Origin of the sequence: Microbacterium sp. A8/3-1, from assembly GCF_040267695.1 — a bacterium.
GTDB lineage: Bacteria > Actinomycetota > Actinomycetes > Actinomycetales > Microbacteriaceae > Microbacterium > Microbacterium luteolum.
On record NZ_CP158357.1, the window covers coordinates 1,214,419 to 1,234,097 of the forward strand.

18 protein-coding genes are annotated in these 19,679 nt (G+C 69.0%); 9 read left to right on the forward strand and 9 right to left on the reverse strand.

Annotated elements, in window-relative coordinates; genetic code table 11:
* Positions 1-89: 89 nt before the first annotated feature.
* Positions 90-3,770 carry a multifunctional oxoglutarate decarboxylase/oxoglutarate dehydrogenase thiamine pyrophosphate-binding subunit/dihydrolipoyllysine-residue succinyltransferase subunit gene (locus ABS642_RS06140; RefSeq protein WP_350352628.1) on the forward strand — a complete coding sequence of 1,227 codons (3,681 nt, stop codon included), beginning with the start codon at positions 90-92 and terminating at the stop codon, positions 3,768-3,770.
* A 67-nt stretch (positions 3,771-3,837) separates the two neighbouring features.
* Here the strand turns inward: ABS642_RS06140 and ABS642_RS06145 are convergent, their stop codons facing one another.
* From ABS642_RS06145 to ABS642_RS06155, 3 genes are read right to left on the reverse strand one after another with little or no spacing between them, the layout of a single operon-like run.
* Positions 3,838-5,139, reverse strand: a complete 1,302-nt coding sequence (locus tag ABS642_RS06145; RefSeq protein ID WP_350352629.1) for a GNAT family N-acetyltransferase — start codon at positions 5,137-5,139, stop codon at positions 3,838-3,840.
* A 33-nt stretch (positions 5,140-5,172) separates the two neighbouring features.
* Complete coding sequence (locus ABS642_RS06150) at positions 5,173-5,418, reverse strand: zf-HC2 domain-containing protein (protein WP_116635331.1); 246 nt, start codon at positions 5,416-5,418, stop codon at positions 5,173-5,175.
* Complete coding sequence (locus ABS642_RS06155) at positions 5,415-6,020, reverse strand: sigma-70 family RNA polymerase sigma factor (RefSeq protein ID WP_243408894.1); 606 nt, start codon at positions 6,018-6,020, stop codon at positions 5,415-5,417. Before ABS642_RS06155 ends, ABS642_RS06150 begins: the two co-directional genes overlap by 4 nt.
* Before the next feature lie 126 nt (positions 6,021-6,146).
* Between ABS642_RS06155 and aroA the strand changes: the two genes are divergently transcribed.
* The 3 genes from aroA to bcp are packed head-to-tail and all read left to right on the forward strand — an operon-like array spanning position 6,147 to position 9,020.
* Positions 6,147-7,463 (forward strand): 3-phosphoshikimate 1-carboxyvinyltransferase, encoded by a 1,317-nt coding sequence (aroA, locus tag ABS642_RS06160; protein ID WP_350352630.1) that lies wholly within the window; start codon positions 6,147-6,149, stop codon positions 7,461-7,463.
* A gap of 3 nt (positions 7,464-7,466) precedes the next feature.
* On the forward strand, positions 7,467-8,537 hold the full coding sequence (gene rsgA / locus ABS642_RS06165; RefSeq protein WP_350352631.1) for a ribosome small subunit-dependent GTPase A: 1,071 nt from the start codon (positions 7,467-7,469) through the stop codon (positions 8,535-8,537).
* Positions 8,538-8,546: 9 nt separating this feature from the next.
* Complete coding sequence (gene bcp / locus ABS642_RS06170; RefSeq protein WP_350352632.1) at positions 8,547-9,020, forward strand: thioredoxin-dependent thiol peroxidase; 474 nt, start codon at positions 8,547-8,549, stop codon at positions 9,018-9,020.
* Positions 9,021-9,043: 23 nt separating this feature from the next.
* Here bcp and ABS642_RS06175 read toward each other — a convergent pair whose 3' ends face one another.
* Positions 9,044-9,430 carry a hypothetical protein gene (locus tag ABS642_RS06175; RefSeq protein WP_350352633.1) on the reverse strand — a complete coding sequence of 129 codons (387 nt, stop codon included), beginning with the start codon at positions 9,428-9,430 and terminating at the stop codon, positions 9,044-9,046.
* A 235-nt stretch (positions 9,431-9,665) separates the two neighbouring features.
* On the opposite strand from ABS642_RS06175, the gene ABS642_RS06180 reads away from it, so the two are divergent.
* The gene (locus tag ABS642_RS06180) at positions 9,666-9,914 is read left to right on the forward strand and encodes a WhiB family transcriptional regulator (protein WP_028503730.1); all 249 of its coding nucleotides are present in this window, start codon (positions 9,666-9,668) and stop codon (positions 9,912-9,914) included.
* Positions 9,915-9,973: 59 nt separating this feature from the next.
* On the opposite strand, the gene ABS642_RS06185 is transcribed toward ABS642_RS06180, so the two are convergent.
* Positions 9,974-11,458 carry a PAS domain-containing sensor histidine kinase gene (locus ABS642_RS06185; protein ID WP_282213818.1) on the reverse strand — a complete coding sequence of 495 codons (1,485 nt, stop codon included), beginning with the start codon at positions 11,456-11,458 and terminating at the stop codon, positions 9,974-9,976.
* A 24-nt stretch (positions 11,459-11,482) separates the two neighbouring features.
* Positions 11,483-11,869 carry an Rv3235 family protein gene (locus tag ABS642_RS06190; protein ID WP_350352634.1) on the reverse strand — a complete coding sequence of 129 codons (387 nt, stop codon included), beginning with the start codon at positions 11,867-11,869 and terminating at the stop codon, positions 11,483-11,485.
* Positions 11,870-11,996: 127 nt separating this feature from the next.
* Between ABS642_RS06190 and ABS642_RS06195 the strand changes: the two genes are divergently transcribed.
* Positions 11,997-12,608 (forward strand): hypothetical protein, encoded by a 612-nt coding sequence (locus ABS642_RS06195; protein WP_350352635.1) that lies wholly within the window; start codon positions 11,997-11,999, stop codon positions 12,606-12,608.
* Here ABS642_RS06195 and ABS642_RS06200 read toward each other — a convergent pair.
* Complete coding sequence (locus tag ABS642_RS06200; RefSeq protein ID WP_282213821.1) at positions 12,596-12,874, reverse strand: helix-turn-helix domain-containing protein; 279 nt, start codon at positions 12,872-12,874, stop codon at positions 12,596-12,598. The two genes, ABS642_RS06195 and ABS642_RS06200, sit on opposite strands and share 13 nt — an antisense overlap.
* Positions 12,875-12,971: 97 nt before the next feature.
* Here ABS642_RS06200 and ABS642_RS06205 point away from each other — a divergent pair, with 97 nt between their 5' ends.
* Both ABS642_RS06205 and ABS642_RS06210 read left to right on the forward strand, forming a co-directional pair.
* Positions 12,972-13,592, forward strand: coding sequence for an SAF domain-containing protein (locus ABS642_RS06205; RefSeq protein WP_350352636.1), 621 nt, complete (start codon positions 12,972-12,974; stop codon positions 13,590-13,592).
* A complete protein-coding gene (locus tag ABS642_RS06210; protein WP_350352637.1) occupies positions 13,589-14,830 on the forward strand; it encodes a P-loop NTPase in 1,242 nt (413 codons plus the stop codon). The genes ABS642_RS06205 and ABS642_RS06210 overlap by 4 nt, the downstream gene beginning before the upstream one ends.
* Here ABS642_RS06210 and ABS642_RS06215 read toward each other — a convergent pair.
* Both ABS642_RS06215 and secA read right to left on the reverse strand, forming a co-directional pair.
* Positions 14,754-15,980, reverse strand: coding sequence for a pyridoxal phosphate-dependent aminotransferase (locus ABS642_RS06215; protein ID WP_282213824.1), 1,227 nt, complete (start codon positions 15,978-15,980; stop codon positions 14,754-14,756). The genes ABS642_RS06210 and ABS642_RS06215 overlap by 77 nt on opposite strands.
* A gap of 76 nt (positions 15,981-16,056) precedes the next feature.
* Positions 16,057-18,861 (reverse strand): preprotein translocase subunit SecA, encoded by a 2,805-nt coding sequence (gene secA / locus ABS642_RS06220; protein WP_350352638.1) that lies wholly within the window; start codon positions 18,859-18,861, stop codon positions 16,057-16,059.
* 189 nt (positions 18,862-19,050) lie between these two features.
* On the opposite strand from secA, the gene ABS642_RS06225 reads away from it, so the two are divergent.
* Entirely contained in the window at positions 19,051-19,653 is a 603-nt protein-coding gene (locus tag ABS642_RS06225; RefSeq protein WP_350352639.1) for a PadR family transcriptional regulator, read from the forward strand.
* The last annotated feature ends 26 nt before the right edge of the window (positions 19,654-19,679 follow it).

The following is a 19,679-nucleotide window of genomic DNA, read 5'->3' on the forward strand; positions in this document are numbered from 1 at the left end:
CTTGACAGTCGAGAGTGTGCGGACCCGGGCGCATCCTGCGCCGTCGTCTTGCACCAGAGTGCTTCAGCGATGAAAGAGGGCGATACAGCGTGTCGAACCAGGTGACCGGCGTCGGGGGCGACGGGGGGTTCGGAGCCAATTCCTGGCTCGTCGAAGAGCTCTACGAGCAGTTCAAGGAGAACCGCGACTCCGTCGACAAGGAGTGGTGGCCGGTACTGGAGAAGTACCACACGGACACCGCCGGCTCCGCGGCTCCGGCAGCCGCACCTGCGGCTCCCACCGACACGGCGGCGCACCCCGTCACGGCACCGATCCCGGTGATCGGCTCTCAGCCGGTGGCGCGCACGACCACCAAACCGGCTGCCACGGCGCCGATCCCCGCCCAGGCCCCCAAGCCCGAGGCGAAGGAAGCGGTCGACGCCGCCGAAGAGGACAAGATCACCCCGCTCCGCGGCCTGCCGAAGACCCTCGCCGCGAACATGGACGAGTCCCTGACCGTCCCGACCGCGACCAGCGTGCGGACGATCCCGGCGAAGCTGCTGATCGACAACCGCATCGTCATCAACAACCACATGGCCCGTACGCGCGGCGGCAAGGTCAGCTTCACCCACCTCATCGGCTGGGCGCTGATCCGCACGCTCGACGAGTTCCGCAGCCAGAACGTCTTCTACGCCGAGATCGACGGCAAGCCGTCCGTCGTCGCCCCCGCCCACGTGAACCTGGGCATCGCGATCGACCTGCCCAAGCCCGACGGCACGCGCGCACTCATGGTGCCGAGCATCAAGCGCGCCGACACCATGAGCTTCAGCGAGTACCTCGTCGCCTACGAGGATCTCGTCACGCGCGCCCGCAACAACAAGCTCACCGCGGCGGATTTCCAGGGCACCACGGTGTCGCTGACGAACCCCGGCGGCATCGGCACCGTCCACTCGGTCCCGCGTCTGATGAAGGGCCAGGGCTGCATCATCGGCGCCGGTGCCCTCGAGTACCCGGCCGAGTTCCAGGGCGCGAGCGACAAGACGCTGAACGAGCTCGCGATCGGCAAGACGATCACTCTCACGAGCACGTACGACCACCGCGTCATCCAGGGAGCCGGCTCCGGCGAGTTCCTCAAGAAGGTGCATGAGCTGCTCATCGGGCAGCGCGGCTTCTACGACGACCTCTTCGCAGCCCTCCGCATCCCCTACGCGCCGATCCGCTGGAACCCGGACATCGCTGTCGACCTCGCCGAGCGCGTCGACAAGCAGTCCCGTGTGCAGGAGCTCATCAACTCCTTCCGCGTGCGCGGCCACCTGATGGCCGACATCGACCCGCTCGAGTACGTGCAGCGCTCGCACCCCGACCTCGAGATCGAGAGCCACGGCCTCACGTTCTGGGACCTCGACCGCGAATTCGTCACCGGCGGCTTCGGCGGTCGTCGCGTCGCGAAGCTGCGCGACATCCTCGGGGTGCTCCGCGACTCCTACTGCCGCACGCTCGGCATCGAGTACATGCACATCCAGGACCCGGAGCAGCGTCGCTGGTTCCAGGAGAAGGTCGAGGTCAAGTACCAGAAGCCCGGCCACGACGAGCAGCTGAGGGTGCTCCGCAAGCTGAACGAGGCCGAGGCCTTCGAGACCTTCCTGCAGACGAAGTTCGTCGGCCAGAAGCGGTTCTCGCTCGAGGGCGGCGAATCGCTCATCCCCCTGCTCGACGAGGTCCTGCAGGGTGCGGCGACCGCCGGACTCGAGGGCGCCGCGATCGGCATGGCCCACCGCGGCCGCCTGAACGTGCTCACGAACATCGCCGGCAAGACGTACGGCCAGGTGTTCCGCGAGTTCGAGGGAACGCAGACGCCGGGCAACCAGCGCGGTTCCGGTGACGTGAAGTACCACCTGGGGACCGAGGGCACGTTCGTCGCCGACGACGGCTCCGAGCTGCCGGTGTACCTCGCCGCGAACCCCTCGCACCTCGAGACGGTCGACGGAGTGCTCGAGGGCATCGTCCGCGCCAAGCAGGACCGCAAGCCCATCGGCACGTTCGCCTGGCTGCCGATCCTCGTGCACGGCGACGCGGCCTTCGCCGGCCAGGGCGTCGTGGTCGAGACCCTGCAGATGTCGCAGCTGCGCGGCTACCGCACCGGCGGCACCATCCACGTGGTCGTCAACAACCAGGTCGGCTTCACCACGTCGACCAACGACGGACGCACCTCGGTCTACGCGACGGATGTCGCCAAGACGATCCAGGCGCCGGTGTTCCACGTGAACGGCGACGACCCCGAGGGCGTCATCCACGTCGCACAGCTCGCGTTCGAGTACCGCGAGCGCTTCCACCGCGACGTCGTCATCGACCTCGTCTGCTACCGCCGACGCGGTCACAACGAGGGCGACGACCCCTCGATGACCCAGCCCCTGATGACGGACCTCATCCAGGCGAAGCGCTCGGTCCGCAAGCTCTACACCGAATCGCTCGTCGGCCGCGGTGACATCACCGAGCAGGAGTACGACGAGGCGAAGGCCGACTTCCAGAACCGCCTGGAGATCGCGTTCGCCGAGACGCATGCGGCCGAGACCGGCGCGACGCCGATCGCTCCCGATCTGCTCCCGGTCGAGGAGCAGGTCGGCGCTCCCGACATCACCGGCGTGCCGAGCGAGGTCATCCAGCTGATCGGCGATGCCTTCGTGAACAAGCCCGAGGGCTTCACCGTGCACCAGAAGATCCAGCAGCTGCTCGACAAGCGTCTCGACATGAGCCGCAACGGCGGCATCGACTGGGGCTTCGGCGAACTGCTCGCGTTCGGCTCGCTGCTCGTCGAGGGAACGCCCGTGCGCTTCGCCGGACAGGATGCACGACGCGGCACGTTCGTGCAGCGTCACGCCACCCTGCACGACCGCGCCAACGGCCAGGAATGGCTGCCGCTGTCGAACCTCTCCGACGCGCAGGGACGCTTCTTCATCTACGACTCCCTTCTTAGCGAGTACGCCGCCCTCGGCTTCGAGTACGGCTACTCCGTGGAGGCGCCGGAGGCGCTGGTGCTGTGGGAGGCGCAGTTCGGCGACTTCGTCAACGGCGCGCAGTCGGTCATCGACGAGTACATCTCCGCCGCGGAGCAGAAGTGGGGGCAGCAGTCCAGCGTGACGCTGCTCCTCCCCCACGGCTACGAGGGCCAGGGACCGGATCACTCCTCGGCCCGCATCGAGCGCTTCCTGCAGCTGTGCGCGCAGGACAACATGATCGTCTCGCGTCCCTCGACCCCGGCGTCGTACTTCCACCTGCTGCGCCGTCAGGCCTACGCCCGTCCGCGCAAGCCGCTGATCGTCTTCACGCCGAAGGCGATGCTGCGACTCCGCGGTGCGACGAGCCCTGTCGAGGCCTTCACGCAGGGCCGGTTCGAGCCGGTGATCGACGACCACCGCGACCTCGACCGCGGCGCCGTCAAGCGCGTTCTCGTGCACTCGGGCAAGGTGCACTGGGACCTTCGCGCCGACCTCGAGAAGAACCCGAACCCGGAGATCGCCCTGGTCCGGCTCGAGCAGCTGTACCCGACGCCGATCGACGAGCTCAAGGCCATCACCGACTCGTACCCGAACGCCGAGCTGGTGTGGGTGCAGGAGGAGCCGGAGAACCAGGGCGCCTGGCCGTTCCTGGCCCTCGCGTTCGCCGATGTGCCCGGTGACCGCTCGTTCCGCCCCGTGGCGCGCGCGGCCTCCGCGTCGCCCGCGACCGGCTCCTCGAAGGTTCACGCTGCCGAACAGGCGAAGCTGCTGCGTGAGGCTCTGACGCTCGGCTGAGCCGACCCCGACGAAGAAGGCGCCCCGACCTCACGGTCGGGGCGCCTTCTCGTGTCAGAGGGTCGGATCAGTACCAGATGTCGAGCGACGGCACGGGGAACGCGACGAGTGCGCGGTCGAGGGCCTCGACCGCCGCGGCATCCGCCGTGATCAGCCCTGCGCCGTGCAGCGTGGCTGCTCGCACCCCACCGCTGTAGAGCGAGGAGAGCGCGGAGACGTCGAGAGTGATGTCGATCTCCGCATCGGTGACGGCCTCCACGGTCGCTCCGCCCGAGGCGTCCGCGCGCAGTCGCCAATCGCCCGCCGCGAAGCCCAGGGAGTCCTCGACGCGGAGGACGAGGTCGATCGGAGCCGAGAACCGTCGGGCGGTGAACGCGGTCGGCAGGTCGAGGATGCGCAGCCAGCCGTGATCATGCACGACCTGCGTCACGCCGCGCGGATCCGACACCAACCACGGCAGCGGATCGTCGAGCGGCCGGAGATCGGCGGTGACCTCATCCACGAGGTCGTGCTGCAGTGCGAAACGCCAGAGTGCCGCTACTGCGTCCGGCGTCTCGGCGACGAGGAGCCCGATGTCGAGCCGGAAGCGGAACGAGTCGCCCTTCTCGTTCAGCGTGTAGGCGAGCGCGCCGCGGAGTTCACCCGCGTCGTCGAGGAAGCGGACCCCTCGCACCTTGTCGCGGTCCTGACCCGCCGGCGACGCGCCGGAGAGGCCCTCCCAGCGGCCCTGCCAGCCGGGAATGCGCCCGGCAACGCCCCGACGCGCACGCTCGTGCACAGTGCCGATGTCGGCGGCCAGCGTCTCGCGGTCGACGTACTCGACGCGTCCGGACGGAGTCGCGCCGCCCCACCCGGCGCGACGGGTGTCGATGGTGAGATGCGCGACCGGGATCGCGGAGCCGAATCCGTAGCGACCGTAGATCGTCGCCTCGGAGACGGTGAGACCGGCCATAGGAACGCCCGCAGAGGCGGCGGCACGGAGCTCACCCTCGAGCAGCGACCGGGCGATGCCGCGACGCCGATGAGTGGCGGCGACCGTCACCATGCTGATGGCCCACATGTCGAGCTCGCCACCGCCGGGGACGGTGAGCGGCGTCACCCAGGCGTTGGTGGTCGCCACCGGGAACGCGGTCGCCGGAGCACCGGGTTCGTAGACCCCGATGTTGCGTCGCTCGGCGAAGGTCTTCCTTCCCTGGGCGAGCGACTCCGCATTCGGCTCGGCTCCGAGGAACCCTCGGTCCGCGGCCCGCTGGAAACCGTTCGCTGTCTCGTCGACCGTGAGATCGACGATGCGGTAGTCGAGTCCCGCGGCACTCAGTCGCTCGGTCGAGGTGGGGTCGGCGGGCACGTCACGTGCATCGGTGGTCATCGATCCAGCCTACCGACGGCCTCCGGCGGATCGTCAGTGCTGAGAGGCCTGGACCTCGCGGAGGCGGGCGAACACCTGATCGCGCAGCTGCTCGGGAGCCGTCTCCTTGCAGGCGCGGGCCACGACCTCGGTGAGCGTCGTGGCGACGAGCGCCTCGTCTCGGCACGACGCGCAGTTCTCGAGATGCTCCCGGATCTCGGTGTGCTCGGTCTTGCACACCTCGTTGCGGAGGTACTCCTCCAGATCCTGACGGGCCTTGTCGCAGCCGCAGTCGCTCATTTCGTGCTCCTCGTGTCAGCCGCGGCGATGCCTCGCTCCGCGGCGTAGTCTGCCAGCAGCTCCCGCAGCATCCGCCTGCCACGGTGCAGGCGGCTCATCACGGTGCCGATGGGGGTCTTCATGATGTCGGCGATCTCCTGGTACGCGAATCCCTCGACATCGGCGAAGTACACCGCCAGTCGGAAGTCCTCGGGCACCGCCTGGAGAGCGTCCTTGACGACGGAGGCCGGCATGCGGTCGATCGCCTCGGCCTCGGCCGAACGACCGTGCGTCGCGGTCGTCGACTCGGCGCCGCCCAGCTGCCAGTCCTCGAGCTCGTCGATCGTGCCCTGGTAGGGCTCGCGCTGCCGCTTGCGGTAGATGTTGATGTACGTGTTCGTCAGGATGCGGTACAGCCACGCCTTGAGGTTGGTGCCCTGCGAGAAGGTCGCCCAGGAGCCGTACGCCTTCACGAACGTCTCCTGCACGAGGTCGGCGGCGTCGGCCGGGTTGCGCGTCATGCGCATCGCGGCGGCGTAGAGCTGATCCATGAAGGGGATCGCCTGCTCCTCGAATTCGCGCCGAGGGTCGCCGACGGTCTCTGCGGTTGCGGTGTCATCCATCACCGGCCAGTCTAGGCCGCTGATGTCCAGCGTCTCGCGTTCCAGCGTGCCCAGCATGCACTCTCCTTCTCGGCAGACGCCCGCGCCTTCACGCGGCGGGCATCCTGTTCACTAAAGTGAGAACCAATGAGCGCGAACAGGTATTCCCCCGCCCGAGTCCAGGGCGCCTATGCCGCGCCCACGGTGGACGAGCCGGTCCACGCCGAGCTCACCATCCCCGGATCGAAGTCGCTGACCAATCGCGAGCTCATCATCGCCGCGATCGCCGACGGCCCCGGCCGTCTGATCGCTCCGCTGCACTCCGACGATTCGGCACGCATGGTCGACGCGCTGCGCGCCCTCGGCGTCGGCATCGAGGAGGTGGATGCCGGGCACGAGTTCGGCCCCGACCTCGTCGTCACGCCCGCGAAGCTGGTGGGCGGCCAGACCGTGGACTGCGGTCAGGCCGGTACCGTGATGCGCTTCATCGCCCCACTCGCGGGTCTCGCCGCGAACGATGTCCACATCACCGCGCACGAGACCGCGCTGCACCGTCCGATGGGCGGACTGATCAGCGCGCTGCGCGACCTCGGCGTCGACATCGACGACGAGGGCACGTGGGCCCTCCCCTTCACGATCCGTGGCCACGGACGCATCCGCGGCGGCCGGGTCGAGATCGACGCCTCCGCATCGAGCCAGTTCGTCTCCGGGCTCCTGCTCGCCGCGCCCCGCTTCGACGTCGGGCTGCACCTCGTGCACACCGGGGAGCACCTGCCGAGCCTCCCGCACATCGACATGACCATCGAGGCCCTGAGCCGGCGCGGCATCCGGATCGAGCGCCCCGCGGTCGGCGAGTGGCTGGTCGAGGCCGGCGTCCCCCGCGCCAAGGAGATCGCGATCGAGCCCGATCTCTCGAACGCCGCGCCGTTCCTCGCGGCCGCCCTCGTCGCGGGCGGCTCGGTGTCGATCACCGGCTGGCCGGCGCACTCGACGCAGCCCGGCGCGCTCCTCCCCGAGATCCTGCAGGCCATGGGCGCCCATGTCGGCCGGCACGGCGGCACGCTCACCGTGCGCGCCGGGTCCGGCATCCGCGGGCTCGACATGGACCTCTCGGCGGCGAGCGAGCTCACCCCGACTCTCGTGGGGCTCGCGGCCTTCGCGGATTCGCCGACGACGATCCGCGGAATCGGACACATCCGCCTGCACGAGACCGATCGCATCGCCGCCCTCGTCGGCAATCTCCGTGCAATCGGCGGCGAGGCGGAGGAGCTCTCCGACGGACTGCGCATCATCCCCGTCCCCTTGCACGGAGGCGGCTGGGCCGCGCACCACGACCACAGGATGGCCACCACGGGAGCGCTCATCGGCCTGCGCGTCCCCGGCGTCGAGATCGACGACATCGGTACCACCGCGAAGACCCTCCCGGAGTTCACGATGCTCTGGGAGCGGATGCTGCGGAGCTGACGGATGAGCTGGCTCGACGACACCGACGACCTCGATGACGAATTCGAGGATTACGACGAGAGCAGCATCCGCACCCGTCCGAACCCGAAGGCCAACCGACCGCGCACGAAGCGCCGCCCTGCGCACGAGGACGCGCAGACCGGTCGCGTGCTCGGTGTCGACAGGGGCCGCTACACGGTGCTGCTCGACGAGGACACCGATGACGAGCACGTCATCAGCTCTGTTCGCGCCCGGGAGCTCCGCCGCATGCCGATCGTCACCGGCGACCAGGCGCGCGTGGTCGGTGACACATCGGGCGACGAGGGCACGCTCAGTCGCATCATCGGCATCGCCGATCGCACCTCGCTGCTGCGGCGCAGCGCCGACGACACCGACCAGGTCGAGCGGGTCATCGTCGCGAACGCCGATCAGATGCTCATCGTCGTGGCCGCGGCCGACCCCGAGCCCCGCGCCCGGCTCGTCGACCGCTATCTCGTCGCGGCGCTGGATGCCGGCATCCGTCCGCTCCTCGTCGTGACGAAGACCGACATCGCCGATCCGAGCGACTTCCTCGCCCACTTCGACGGCCTCGACCTGCGCGTGTTCACCAGCGCACTGGACGAGATGCCGGTGGATGAGATCGGTGCGGCGCTCGTCGGCCACTCCACGGTGTTCGTCGGACACTCCGGCGTCGGGAAGTCGACGCTCGTGAACGCGCTCGTGCCGACGGCCGAGCGAGCCACCGGGCACGTCAATCAGGTCACCGGTCGCGGCCGCCACACCTCGTCGTCGACCGTCTCGCTGCGCTATCACGGGGAGCTCGGCACGGGGTGGGTCATCGACACCCCCGGAGTGCGCTCGTTCGGCCTCGGCCACGTGGACCCGGCGAACATCCTGGCGGCTTTCACCGAGCTGGCGGAGATCGCCGAGAACTGCCCGCGCGGGTGCACGCACCTCGCCGACGCCCCCGATTGCGCCCTCATCGAGGCCGCCGAGCGCGGCGAGCTCAGCGAGACGGGACGCGCCCGCCTCGATTCGCTGCAGCGGCTGCTGCAGACCTTCTCCGACAAGGCCGAGCAGACCCCCGGCCGATAGGCTGGAAGGGTGACCCAGCGCCTCGAACCCGGAACCGCCGCCCCCGACTTCAGCCTTCTCGACCAGGACGGCTCCCGTGTCGCCCTCGCCGACCTGCGCGGGGAGAAGGTCGTCCTGTACTTCTACCCGGCGGCGATGACCCCGGGGTGCACGACGCAGGCCTGCGACTTCCGCGACAGCATCGGCTCGCTCCAGGGCGCCGGTTACCGTGTCATCGGGATCTCCCGCGACGAGCCGTCGACTCTCGCCGAGTTCCGCGAGCGCGACGGCCTCACCTTCACCCTCCTCAGCGACCCGGACCACGCGGTCCACTCCGCCTACGGCGTGTGGGGCGAGAAGATGAACTACGGCAAGGTCATCGAGGGCGTCATCCGCTCGACTTTCGTGCTCAACGCAGACGGCGTCATCGACCTCGCGCTCTACAACGTCAAGGCCACCGGCCACGTCGCACGGATCCGCAAACTGCTCGGCATCGACGCCTGACTCCTGGCCGTCTCAGCGGTCGTTCACTCCGCCGCGCGCTGCTCGCCCTCGCGTCGCGCACTGGCGATCAGCAGGACGAAGCCGAGCAGTCCCGGCAGGCCGACGGCGACCGTGAAGAGCCACGAGATCGGCTGCAGGGTGAGCGAGGCCAGCGCCAGCGCGACCGCCAGCACCTGGAAGACCACTCCCCCAGATCGCGCCCACGAGCGCCCGGTGCGGGTGCCGATCGCGAAGGCGATCAGGGCGGCCACGCCGATCAGCGTCAGTACGATCAGGGCGAGGGCTGTCGGAAGGGACGCGGCGTCGCCGGCGCCGAGACCCGCGAGCTCGATGACCGCGAAAACGAGCAGCGCCGCGCCCTCTGCGGCGAGGACGACTGCCGCCGCGAGGGCGAGTCCGGGTGCGCGCACGATGTGTCTCCTGAGAATCGAGTGAGAAGGCGGAAAACCCTTGATTTCGCAGGTTTCATGTAACAGAATAGACAGCGTCATGTGCTCCCACAGCGGCGTGGGGCGGGCGATTCGCTCGCATCACAATTCGCGGGCATCCGTCCGCATATCAACAGGGTAACTGAACCCGAACAGTCGCCCGAAATCAGAGCGGTCATGTCACGACCACTTTGGAAATCCACACCGAGGAGCCCCCATGGACTGGCGCGACAAAGCCGCCTGCTTGACTGTCGATCCCGAGCTGTTCTTCCCTGTCGGGAACACCGGTCCGGCCGTCGACCAGATCGAGAAGGCGAAAACCGTCTGCGCCACCTGCACGGTGACCGAGATCTGCCTGCAGTACGCCCTCGAGAGCAGCCAGGACTCCGGCGTCTGGGGCGGCCTCTCCGAAGACGAGCGTCGCGCTCTGAAGCGCCGCGCCGCACGCGCCCGCCGCGCGTCCTGACCTTTACGGAAGCGGCCTGAGACCTGCTCTCAGGCCGCTTTCGTGTGCGTGGAGGTCGCTCAGGGCTGCAGCCAGCGCAGCGGAATGTCGATGACCACCTCTGTGCCCTCGCCGTCGGCTCCGCGCCACTCGATCGTGCCGCCGAGCTCGCCCTGGATGAGCGTGCGGATGATCTGGGTGCCGAGTCCCTGACCGATCCGGCCCTCCGGCAGTCCGAGACCGGTGTCGTGCACCGTCACGCGGAGGTTGTCCTCGGTACGGGTGGCGTCGATCGTCACCAGCCCCTCCCGGCCCGCGAGTCCATGCTCGACGGCATTCGTCACGACCTCGGTGAGGGCCAGGGCGAGCGGCGTCGCGTACTCGCTCGGCAGCACGCCGAAGCGTCCGGTCGACTGCGTGCGCGCCCGCGTGTTCGGCGCCGACGCGACCTCTGCCACGAGCTTGAGCACACGATGGAAGACCTCGTCGAAATCGACCTTCTGCGTGAGCCCCTGCGCGAGCGTGTCGTGCACGACGGCGATCGAGTCCACCCGGCGCATCGCCTGCGTGAGGGCGTCCCTGGCCTCGTCGGAGTGCGTGCGCCGCGCCTGGATGCGCAGCAGCGAGGCCACGGTCTGGAGGTTGTTCTTCACCCGGTGGTGGATCTCGCGGATGGTCGCATCCTTGGTGATGAGCTCCTGCTCCTGGTGACGCAGCTCCGACACGTCGCGGCAGAGCACGATGGCCCCGATCCGGGTCCCGTGGTCCTTGAGCGGAATGGCCCGCAGCGACACGGTCACCCCTCGCGCCTCGATGTCGGTGCGCCAGGGAGCGCGACCGGTGACGACGACGGGGAGCGACTCGTCCACCTGGCGCGACGGCGGCACGAGCCGCGTGGTCACCTCTGCGAGCGACTCCCCCTCGAGCTCGTCATCGAATCCCATCCGGTTGAACGCCGAGAGCGCGTTCGGGCTCGCGAAGGTCGTGATCCCGTCGACGTCGATGCGGATGAGACCGTCCGACGCGCGGGGCGCACCGCGGCGCGGCGATGTCGGTGCGGCGAGGTCGGGGAAGCTGCCGTCGGCGATCATCCGGAAGAGGTCGTTCGCGCACTCGTCGAAAGTGATCTGCTGGCGGGACGGCGTCCGCGCCTCTCCGAGGTTGGTGTGCCTGGTCACGACGCCGATCACCATCGGACCGTGGTCGGCGTTTCCGCGATCCCGAACGATCGGGACGGCGCGCACCCTCGTCGGGGTCTCCTCGAACCAGTCGGGCGACGAGGAGTCGACGATCTTCGCCGACTCGAACGCTCCCTGCACCTGCGTGCGCCACTGCGGACGCACGCGCTCTCCCACGATGTCCCGGTAGAAGAGGGTCGCTGCACCGCTGGGCCGCGCATGGGCCACGGCGACGAACGATCCGTCCTCGGTCTGGATCCAGATGACGATGTCCGCCGACGCGAGGTCGGCGAGGAGCTGGCCGTCGCCGGCGAGCCGATGGAGCCACTCCACGTCGCTGTCGGTCAGACGACCCTGGGCGTGGGCGAGATCACTGAGGGTTGACACCCCACCAGCCTAGGGCGACCGAGCTCAGAGAATGGCCAGAGAGCTCGCGCGCCACCGACGATCCAGGCCTTCCAGACGCACCGCGACCGCGCGGGTGCGTCCGGGACCTGCCACGACCACGACCGCCTCGATCACTCCGTCCGTCGGCTCGCACACCCGGATGGAGAGGATCTCGAACGTCGGACGCCCGGGCGGGACTCCCCTCGCGCTGCGCGCTCTGGCCGACAGATTCGCCCGGGTCGCCAGACTCCGGAAGGCGTCCTCGCTGAACCATCGGGCCAGCTGATCGACCTCCCTGACTCCGGCGAGCACCTCGAGAGCGCCCTGCATCAGGCTCCGCAGCAGTGGAACGGGGTCGGGCAGTTCGACGGTCGGCGTCGGTTGCGGTGCGAAGTACTCGTGAAGCGTCATCATCGTGCTCTCGGTCGTGGCGGGCTGCGCGTCAGTAGAGCACGGGGAAGCCGCTCCGGAGGGCGTCGCACGAGAGGAATGTGGATAACTCGTACACCGAGACCCGACGTGGCCTACTCTCGGTCGGATGCACTGGGATCGACTGTTCGAAGACCTCGAGGGTCAGCTGGCATCGGAGTGGGAGGCCGAGCGTGCCGCGCTCGACGCCGAGTCGGAGCGCCTGCGGATCGCGCGTCTCGAGCTCCGTGCGCGACTGCGGAGGCTGTGCGCCTTCAGCGCCGAGGCCGTGGTCGATCTCGCGAACGGACGGCGTGTCCCGGTGACGCTGCGCGCTCTCGGGGCGGACTGGATCGCGGCCACCTCCCGAGTGGCTGAGGGGACGCAGGCCGCCGCGTCGACGCTCCTCATGCCGGCGCACGCGATCGCCGGCATCACCCTCGATCACGGCATGATCCTCGCGAGCGTGGAGGAGGCGGCACCCTCCGACCACACGCTTCGAGAGCGGATGACCCTCGGCTTCGTGCTACGCGATCTCGCGCGACGTCGCGTCGCCGTGCAGGTGAGCACCCTCACGGGGGAAGACGTCCACGGAACGATCGACCGCGCCGCGGCGGATCACCTCGATCTGGCCGTGCACGAGGCGGGAGACGCCAGACGCGCGTCCGCGGTCCAGGCGTTCCGGATCATCCCGTTCCCGCGGCTCGTCGCCGTGCGGACACCGGGGACTCAGATGCCGTGAGCCGACGAGGTTCCCCAGACCTCGGGGAAGCTCGCGGTCTGGGATTGCCGCCACAACGCCATACGTCGAGAGATCTCGGACTGCTCGGCCAGATAGTCCTGCAGGCTGGATTCCTCCACCCGCCAGCGAGGCGGAGTGCCGAGCTGCGACCCGCGCAGACGGCCCTCGTGGACGAGAGTGATCACCTCGTCGACCCCGATGCTCAGCAGCTCGGCGACCTGCGCGGGGGCGAGGAATCGCGGAGCGGACGCGGGCGGATCTGCCATGTCCCCATTGTCCCCCACTCATGCGTGCCGGCATCGCCCGATCCATCCCTGTGGATAACTCGACGGGCGCCGGGCGGATTTCTGTGACGATGTCGCCATGGCTGTCCTCTCCCGTCCCCGGCGCGCGTTCTGGGGCGACGTGCGCTTCCTCATCGGCATCGCCCTGGTGATCGTCTCCATCACGGGCGTCTGGCTGATCGTCTCGGCCTCCGACGACGCGGCCCCGGTGCTGCAGGCCAATCGGACCATCACCGAGGGCGAGGCCCTGACATCCGGCGACTTCCAGGTCGTCGAGGTCGGGCTCGGCGCACTCGCCGACGACTACCTCGGTCCTCAGGATCTGCAGCAGGGCCAGGTCGCGTCGCGGACGCTGGAGCGGGGCGAGATCGTGCCGACCTCGGCGACGACCGACGCCGCCGAGAGCCGCAGCACCACGATCGTGATCGAGAGCAGCACGGGCATTCCCGAGGACGTGGTGAGCGGTGCGGTGGTCGAGGTGTGGCATGCGCCCCCGCTCGAGGACGGGCGCTCCTACGACGTCCCCCGCATCCTCGTCGCCGAGGTGATCGTCCGCGACGTGCTCGAGGACGACACCGTGCTCGCCGACGCGAGCACCCGGGTCGAGATCGTGATCGATCGATCGGACGTCGCCGATGTCCTCGCCGCCGTCACCGGAAGCTCCTCGCTCTCGGTCGTCCCGGTCCGGTCGGCACGATGACCTCGGTGATCCTCGCCGTCCCACAGCCTCGAGCGGCGGGACTCGCCGCAGAGCTGGATGCGGAAGGGATCCGCGTCGCGGCGATCGTGCCCCCGACGGCCTCGATCGACCTGCTGCCGGGCGTCGAGGCGATCGTGGTCCCCGCTGCCCGCACCGTGCTGACGGCGAGCCTGATCGCGGCCTGCGATCGCGCCGGCGTGCGCATCCTCGCCCTCGGTGGCACGGAGACTCGTCTGCTCGGCCGGCTCGGGCTCGCCGCAGCGCTTCCCGCGGAGGCCGCCGGGTGGGAAGTGGCCGCAGCCCTGGCCGCGGAGTCGCCTCTCCCCGTCCGGGCTCCATCCGTCGCTCCGCGCCGCGTCATCGCCGTGTGGGGCCCGCAGGGAGCCCCGGGCCGATCGACCGTTGCGATCCAGCTCGCCGTCGAGCTGGCGCGCACCGGGCGCACCGCGGCGCTGGTCGATGCGGATTCGACCGCGCCCTCCCTCGCTCTGCTGCTCGGACTCAGCGACGATTCACCCGGTATCGCCGCCGCGTGCCGGCGTGCCGAGCTTGGTGGTCTCGACGCGGCGGAGCTGACGAGGCTGGCGACGACGGTCTCCACCAGCGCCGGTGACATCGACGTCCTGCCCGGACTCAACCGCCCGAGCCGCTGGCCGGAGCTCTCGTCGGTGCGGCTTGGTGCAGCCCTCCGCGCCTGCCGCGACTGGGTGGACGACACGATCGTCGACGTCGCGGCATCCTTCGACGCCGACGACGAGGTCAGCAGTGATCTGGCCGGCCCGCGTCGTCACGCCGCCACGTCGACGACGCTCCAGGAGGCCGACGCCATCGTCGCCGTCGCGTCGGCCGACCCCGTCGGCATCAGCCGATTCCTGCGCGATCACGCCGAGCTGCGTCGCCTCGCAGCGCCGACGCCGGTGACCGTCGTCGTGAATCAGGTGCGCCCCGGCCCGCTGGGCATCGACGCACGCGGCCAGGTGCGACGGACTCTCGAGCGCTTCGCCGGCATCACAGATGTCGCGTTCCTGCCGTTCGACCAGCGCGCCGCGGACGCGGCGCTCCTGCACGCGAGGCCGATGTCCGACGTCACTCCCCGCTCGTCGCTCGTCGCCGCCGTGCGCCGTCTCGCGACCAGCCTCGCTCCGGAACGGTCGGCGGCGGCTACTGCCGGTAGCTCGCGAGGAAGTTCCCCAGTCGCTCGACGGCTTCGCTCAGCACTCGCGGCTCGGGAAGAGTGACCAGTCGCAGGTGATCCGGCGTCGGCCAGTTGAAGCCCGTGCCCTGCACCAGCAGGATGTGCTCCGAGACGAGGAGGTCGTACACGAGCTTCGCATCGTCGCGGATCTCGTGGACGTTCGGGTCGAGGCGCGGGAAGGCGTAGAGCGCTCCCTCGGGCTTCACGCACGAGACGCCGGGGATCGCCTCCAGGCCCTCCCAGGCGATGTCGCGCTGCTCGTGCAGGCGACCGGTGGGCGCGATCAGCGCATCGATCGACTGCACCCCGGAGAGGGCGGCCTGGACCGCGTGCTGCGCCGGGACGTTCGGGCACAGCCGCGTCGACGCGAGCAGCGTGATCCCTTCGAGGAACCCCTTGGCGTGATCCTGCGGCCCGGTGATCACCATCCACCCGGAGCGGTAGCCGGCGACGCGATAGGTCTTGGAGAGCCCGTTGAAGGTCAGGCAGAGCAGATCGGGAGCGAGTGTCGCCGTCGGGATGTGCACAGCGCCGTCGAAGAGGATGCGATCGTAGATCTCGTCGGAGAGCAGCAGCAGCTCATGCTCCCGCGCGATCTGCACGAGTCCCTCGAGGATCGTCTTCGAGTAGACGACGCCCGTGGGGTTGTTCGGGTTGATGATGACCATCGCCTTGGTGCGCGGCGTGATCTTCGAGCGGATGTCCTCGAGGTCGGGCTGCCACCCGTCATCCTCGTCGCAGAGGTAGTGCACGGGGGTACCGCCGGCGAGGCTCGTCATGGCCGTCCACAGCGGGTAGTCCGGCGCGGGGATGAGCACCTCGTCGCCCTCGTCGAGCAGAGCCTGCATCGTCATCGTGATCAGCTCGGAGACGCCGTTCCCGAGGTAGACGTCATCGGGATCGAAGCGCGGGAATCCCTCGATCTGCTCGTAGCGGCTGACGACCGCACGGCGGGCCGAGATGATGCCCTTGCTGTCGCTGTAGCCGTGCGCCGTCGGAAGAGCCGCGAGCATGTCGTGCACGATCTGATGCGGGGCATCGAAGCCGAAGATCGCCGGATTCCCGGTGTTCAGCTTGAGGATCTTGTGACCCTCCGCCTCCAGCCGCGCCGCCTCGACGAGGGCGTTTCCGCGGATCTCGTACAGGACGTTCTTGAGCTTCGACGACTGGTCGAAGTTGCGCGTTGGGGTCATCGACCAAGCCTACAGCGACGACGAGAGGGCCAATCCACTCGGATTGGCCCTCTCGTCCGGCACGGCTGGACCGCGCCTACTTCTTCTTCTTCTTCTCCTGCGCGCGGCGCTGCTCACGGTTGGCCGCTGCGGGAGCGGCAGCATCCGTCCGCTGTCCGAAGGCTCCGCGAGGCGCCTCCTCCGGCTCCTCCTGCGGCGCCGCGGTGCGGGCTGCCGCCGCCTGCCGAAGACGCTCGGTGGCTGCCTGCTGGACCTGTCCACGATCGTTGCGGACTTCGACCTCGCCCGCGTCGTTCGCCGCCGAGTACTCCAGGCGCTGCTCTCCCCCGTCGGTCGCCAGGCCCTTGGCCTCGACCTCTGCGGTCTGCGCGTCAGCACGGCGCACCTCGACCTCGAGGTTGTAGAGGTAGCCGACGGACTCCTCCTTGATCTGCCCCATCATCGACTGGAACATCGCGTACCCCTCGCGCTGATACTCGATCAGCGGGTCGCGCTGCGCCATCGCACGGAGGCCGATGCCGTCCTTCAGGTAGTCCATCTCGTAGAGGTGGTCGCGCCAGCGGCGATCCAGCACCTGCAGCACGACGCGACGCTCGAGCTCGCGGGTCGCCGCCTCTCCGAGCGACTCCTCGCGCTTCTCGTAGGCGATCTTCGCGTCGGACAGGAGCTCGCGGGTCAGTCCGTCCGCGGTGATGCCGCCCTTGCGGCCCGCCGCCTCGGACACGACCTCATCGATCGTGACGCCGACCGGGTAGAGCGTCTTCAGCTCGGTCCACAGCGCGTCGAAGTCCCAGCTCTCGTTGTGACCCTCGCCGGTGTGGTCGCCCACGACTCCGCTGATGGCATCCTCGATGAAGTGCTGCACGCGACCGGCGATGTCGTCGCCCTGCAGGATGTGGCGGCGGTCGGCGTAGATCGCCTCGCGCTGACGGTTCAGGACGTCGTCGTACTTGAGGACGTTCTTGCGCATCTCGGCGTTGCGCGCCTCCACCTGGGACTGGGCGCTGCGGATCGCGCGCGACACGAGGCCGGACTCGATCGGCACGTCGTCCGGGAAGTTCGTCCGCGACAGGATCGCCTCGGCCGCACCCGACTGGAACAGGCGCATGAGGTCGTCTGTGAGGCTCAGGTAGAAGCGGCTCTCACCGGGGTCGCCCTGACGGCCCGACCGACCGCGCAGCTGGTTGTCGATGCGGCGGGACTCGTGGCGCTCGGTGCCGAGCACGTAGAGGCCGCCGGCCTCGATGACCTTCCCCGACTCCTCGGCGACGACGTCCTTCATCGCCTGGTACGTCTCGTCCCAGGCGATCTCGTACTCCTCGGGCGTCTCGACCGGGTCGAGTCCCTTGCCCTTGAGCTCCTGAACGGCGAGGAACTCGGCGTTGCCGCCGAGCATGATGTCGGTTCCACGGCCGGCCATGTTGGTGGCGACGGTGACGGCGCCGAGGCGACCGGCGCGGGCGACGATCTCGGCCTCGCGCGCGTGGTTCTTCGCGTTGAGCACCTCGTGCTTGATGCCCTTCTTGGCGAGCAGGCGCGAGAGGTACTCGCTCTTCTCGACGCTCACCGTGCCGACGAGGACCGGCTGGCCGCTGCTGTGGCGCTCCGCGATGTCCTCGACGACCTGCGTGAACTTGGCCGTCTCGTTCTTGTAGACGAGGTCGGACTGGTCCTTGCGGATCATCGGCCGATTCGTCGGGATCGGGATGACGCCGAGCTTGTATGTCGACATGAACTCGGCGGCCTCGGTCTCGGCCGTTCCGGTCATGCCGGCGAGCTTCTCGTACAGACGGAAGTAGTTCTGCAGCGTGACGGTGGCGAGGGTCTGGTTCTCGGCCTTGACCGGAACGCCCTCCTTCGCCTCGATCGCCTGGTGGATGCCCTCGTTGTAACGACGACCGACCAGGATGCGGCCCGTGTGCTCATCGACGATCATGACCTCGTCGTTCATGACGACGTAGTCGGTGTCCTTCTTGAAGAGGGCGAGCGCCTTGATCGAGTTGTTGAGGAACGAGATCAGCGGAGTGTTCGCCGACTCGTAGAGGTTCTCGATGCCGAGGTAGTCCTCGACCTTCTCGATGCCGGGCTCGAGCACGCCGACCGTGCGCTTCTTCTCGTCGACCTCGTAGTCCTCGCCCGCCTCGAGCGTGCGCGCGATCTTGGCGAACTCCGCGAACCAGCGGTTGGCCTCGCCCGAGGAGGGGCCCGAGATGATCAGCGGGGTACGGGCCTCGTCGATGAGGATCGAGTCGACCTCGTCGACGATCGCGAAGAAGTGCTCGCGCTGGACGAGGTCCTCCTTGCGCCAGGCCATGTTGTCGCGCAGGTAGTCGAAGCCGAACTCGTTGTTCGTGCCGTACGTGATGTCCGCGGCATACTGCTCGCGGCGGATGGCCGGCGTCTGCCCGGAGACGATGATGCCGGTGGTCATGCCGAGAGCACGGAAGACTCGGCCCATGAGCTCTGCCTGGTAGCTCGCGAGGAAGTCGTTCACCGTGATGATGTGGACGCCCTTGCCGGCGATCGCGTTGAGGTAGGCGGGGAAGGTCGCGACGAGCGTCTTGCCCTCACCGGTCTTCATCTCGGCGATGTTGCCGAGGTGAAGGGCGGCTCCACCCATGATCTGCACGTCGTAGGCGCGCATGCCGAGCGTGCGCTTCGCGGCTTCACGAACGGCGGCGAACGCCTCGGGCATCAGCTGATCGAGCGTCTCGCCCTTCTCGAAGCGGGCGCGGAGCTCCGTCGTCTCGTTGCGCAGCTCGTCGTCGGTGAGCTTGGAGATGTCCACTTCCAGCGCCCCCACTGCCTTGACCACTTGGTTCAGGCGGCGGATGACCCGCCCCTCACCAGCACGCAGCAGCTTCTCAAGAGGATTGGCCACGGATGTCATCTCCCTGTCAGTGGGTAAAGTGCCGGCCGCCAGGAAGGCGATCGCCAGGCATACTTTGCCATGTTACCGGGCTGTGACCTGCGCGTCGCCTGCACGCGCTGGCTGCGAGCCTGTCGGATCCGTTGCCGGGTATCCATATACTCGGTATCGCGTTCGACAACACGCCGTCGGGAGATCACCATGTCGGTCCGTCAGAGCCTGCTCGCCATCCTCGATCAGGGCCCCTGCTACGGCTATCAGCTGCGGCACGAGTTCGACCGTCGCACCGGATCGACGTGGCCTCTCAACGTGGGCCAGATCTACAACACGCTCGAGCGGCTCGAGCGCGACGGGCTCGTGCAGCGCGGCGACACCGACGAGCGCGGCCACGTCTACTGGCGGATCACGGATGCCGGGTCGGCGGAGGTCGCGCAGTGGCTGTCCTCCCCCGTCGAGCGGACGCCGGCGACCCGCGACGAGCTGGCGATCAAGCTCGCGGTCGCCGCCACGCTGCCGGGAGTGGACGTCGCCGGCGCTCTGCAGGCTCAGCGCGAGGCCTCGCTGCGACAGCTGGATGCCCTGAAGAGCGCGGTCCACCCGGGGACCGCCGCCGACGGTCCCGAAGAGCTCGCCTGGTCGCTGGTGCGCGACTCGATGATCTTCGCCGCCGAGGCCGAGGTGCGCTGGCTCGATCACGCCGAACGGCTCCTCGCGCAGCATCCGCAGCACGCCATGGATCTCGAGCTGGCCACGGAACGCCCCAAGCGCGGCCGACCGGCGACCCGCACCCCCGCGATAGCCTGACGCGCTCAGCGAACCGCGTTCGCCCG

What these genes read in the sequence shown, in the direction of transcription:
- ABS642_RS06200 (WP_282213821.1), bottom strand. Translation starts at nt 12,874, where the DNA reads ATGGCAGATCCGCCCGCGTCCGCTCCGCGATTCCTCGCCCCCGCGCAG.
- ABS642_RS06215 (WP_282213824.1), bottom strand. Translation starts at nt 15,980, where the DNA reads ATGACCCCAACGCGCAACTTCGACCAGTCGTCGAAGCTCAAGAACGTC.
- ABS642_RS06180 (WP_028503730.1), top strand. Translation starts at nt 9,666, where the DNA reads ATGGACTGGCGCGACAAAGCCGCCTGCTTGACTGTCGATCCCGAGCTG.
- aroA (WP_350352630.1), top strand. Translation starts at nt 6,147, where the DNA reads ATGAGCGCGAACAGGTATTCCCCCGCCCGAGTCCAGGGCGCCTATGCC.
- ABS642_RS06205 (WP_350352636.1), top strand. Translation starts at nt 12,972, where the DNA reads ATGGCTGTCCTCTCCCGTCCCCGGCGCGCGTTCTGGGGCGACGTGCGC.
- ABS642_RS06190 (WP_350352634.1), bottom strand. Translation starts at nt 11,869, where the DNA reads ATGACGCTTCACGAGTACTTCGCACCGCAACCGACGCCGACCGTCGAA.
- rsgA (WP_350352631.1), top strand. Translation starts at nt 7,467, where the DNA reads ATGAGCTGGCTCGACGACACCGACGACCTCGATGACGAATTCGAGGAT.
- ABS642_RS06225 (WP_350352639.1), top strand. Translation starts at nt 19,051, where the DNA reads ATGTCGGTCCGTCAGAGCCTGCTCGCCATCCTCGATCAGGGCCCCTGC.
- ABS642_RS06195 (WP_350352635.1), top strand. Translation starts at nt 11,997, where the DNA reads ATGCACTGGGATCGACTGTTCGAAGACCTCGAGGGTCAGCTGGCATCG.
- ABS642_RS06145 (WP_350352629.1), bottom strand. Translation starts at nt 5,139, where the DNA reads ATGACCACCGATGCACGTGACGTGCCCGCCGACCCCACCTCGACCGAG.
- ABS642_RS06155 (WP_243408894.1), bottom strand. Translation starts at nt 6,020, where the DNA reads ATGGATGACACCGCAACCGCAGAGACCGTCGGCGACCCTCGGCGCGAA.
- ABS642_RS06210 (WP_350352637.1), top strand. Translation starts at nt 13,589, where the DNA reads ATGACCTCGGTGATCCTCGCCGTCCCACAGCCTCGAGCGGCGGGACTC.
- ABS642_RS06150 (WP_116635331.1), bottom strand. Translation starts at nt 5,418, where the DNA reads ATGAGCGACTGCGGCTGCGACAAGGCCCGTCAGGATCTGGAGGAGTAC.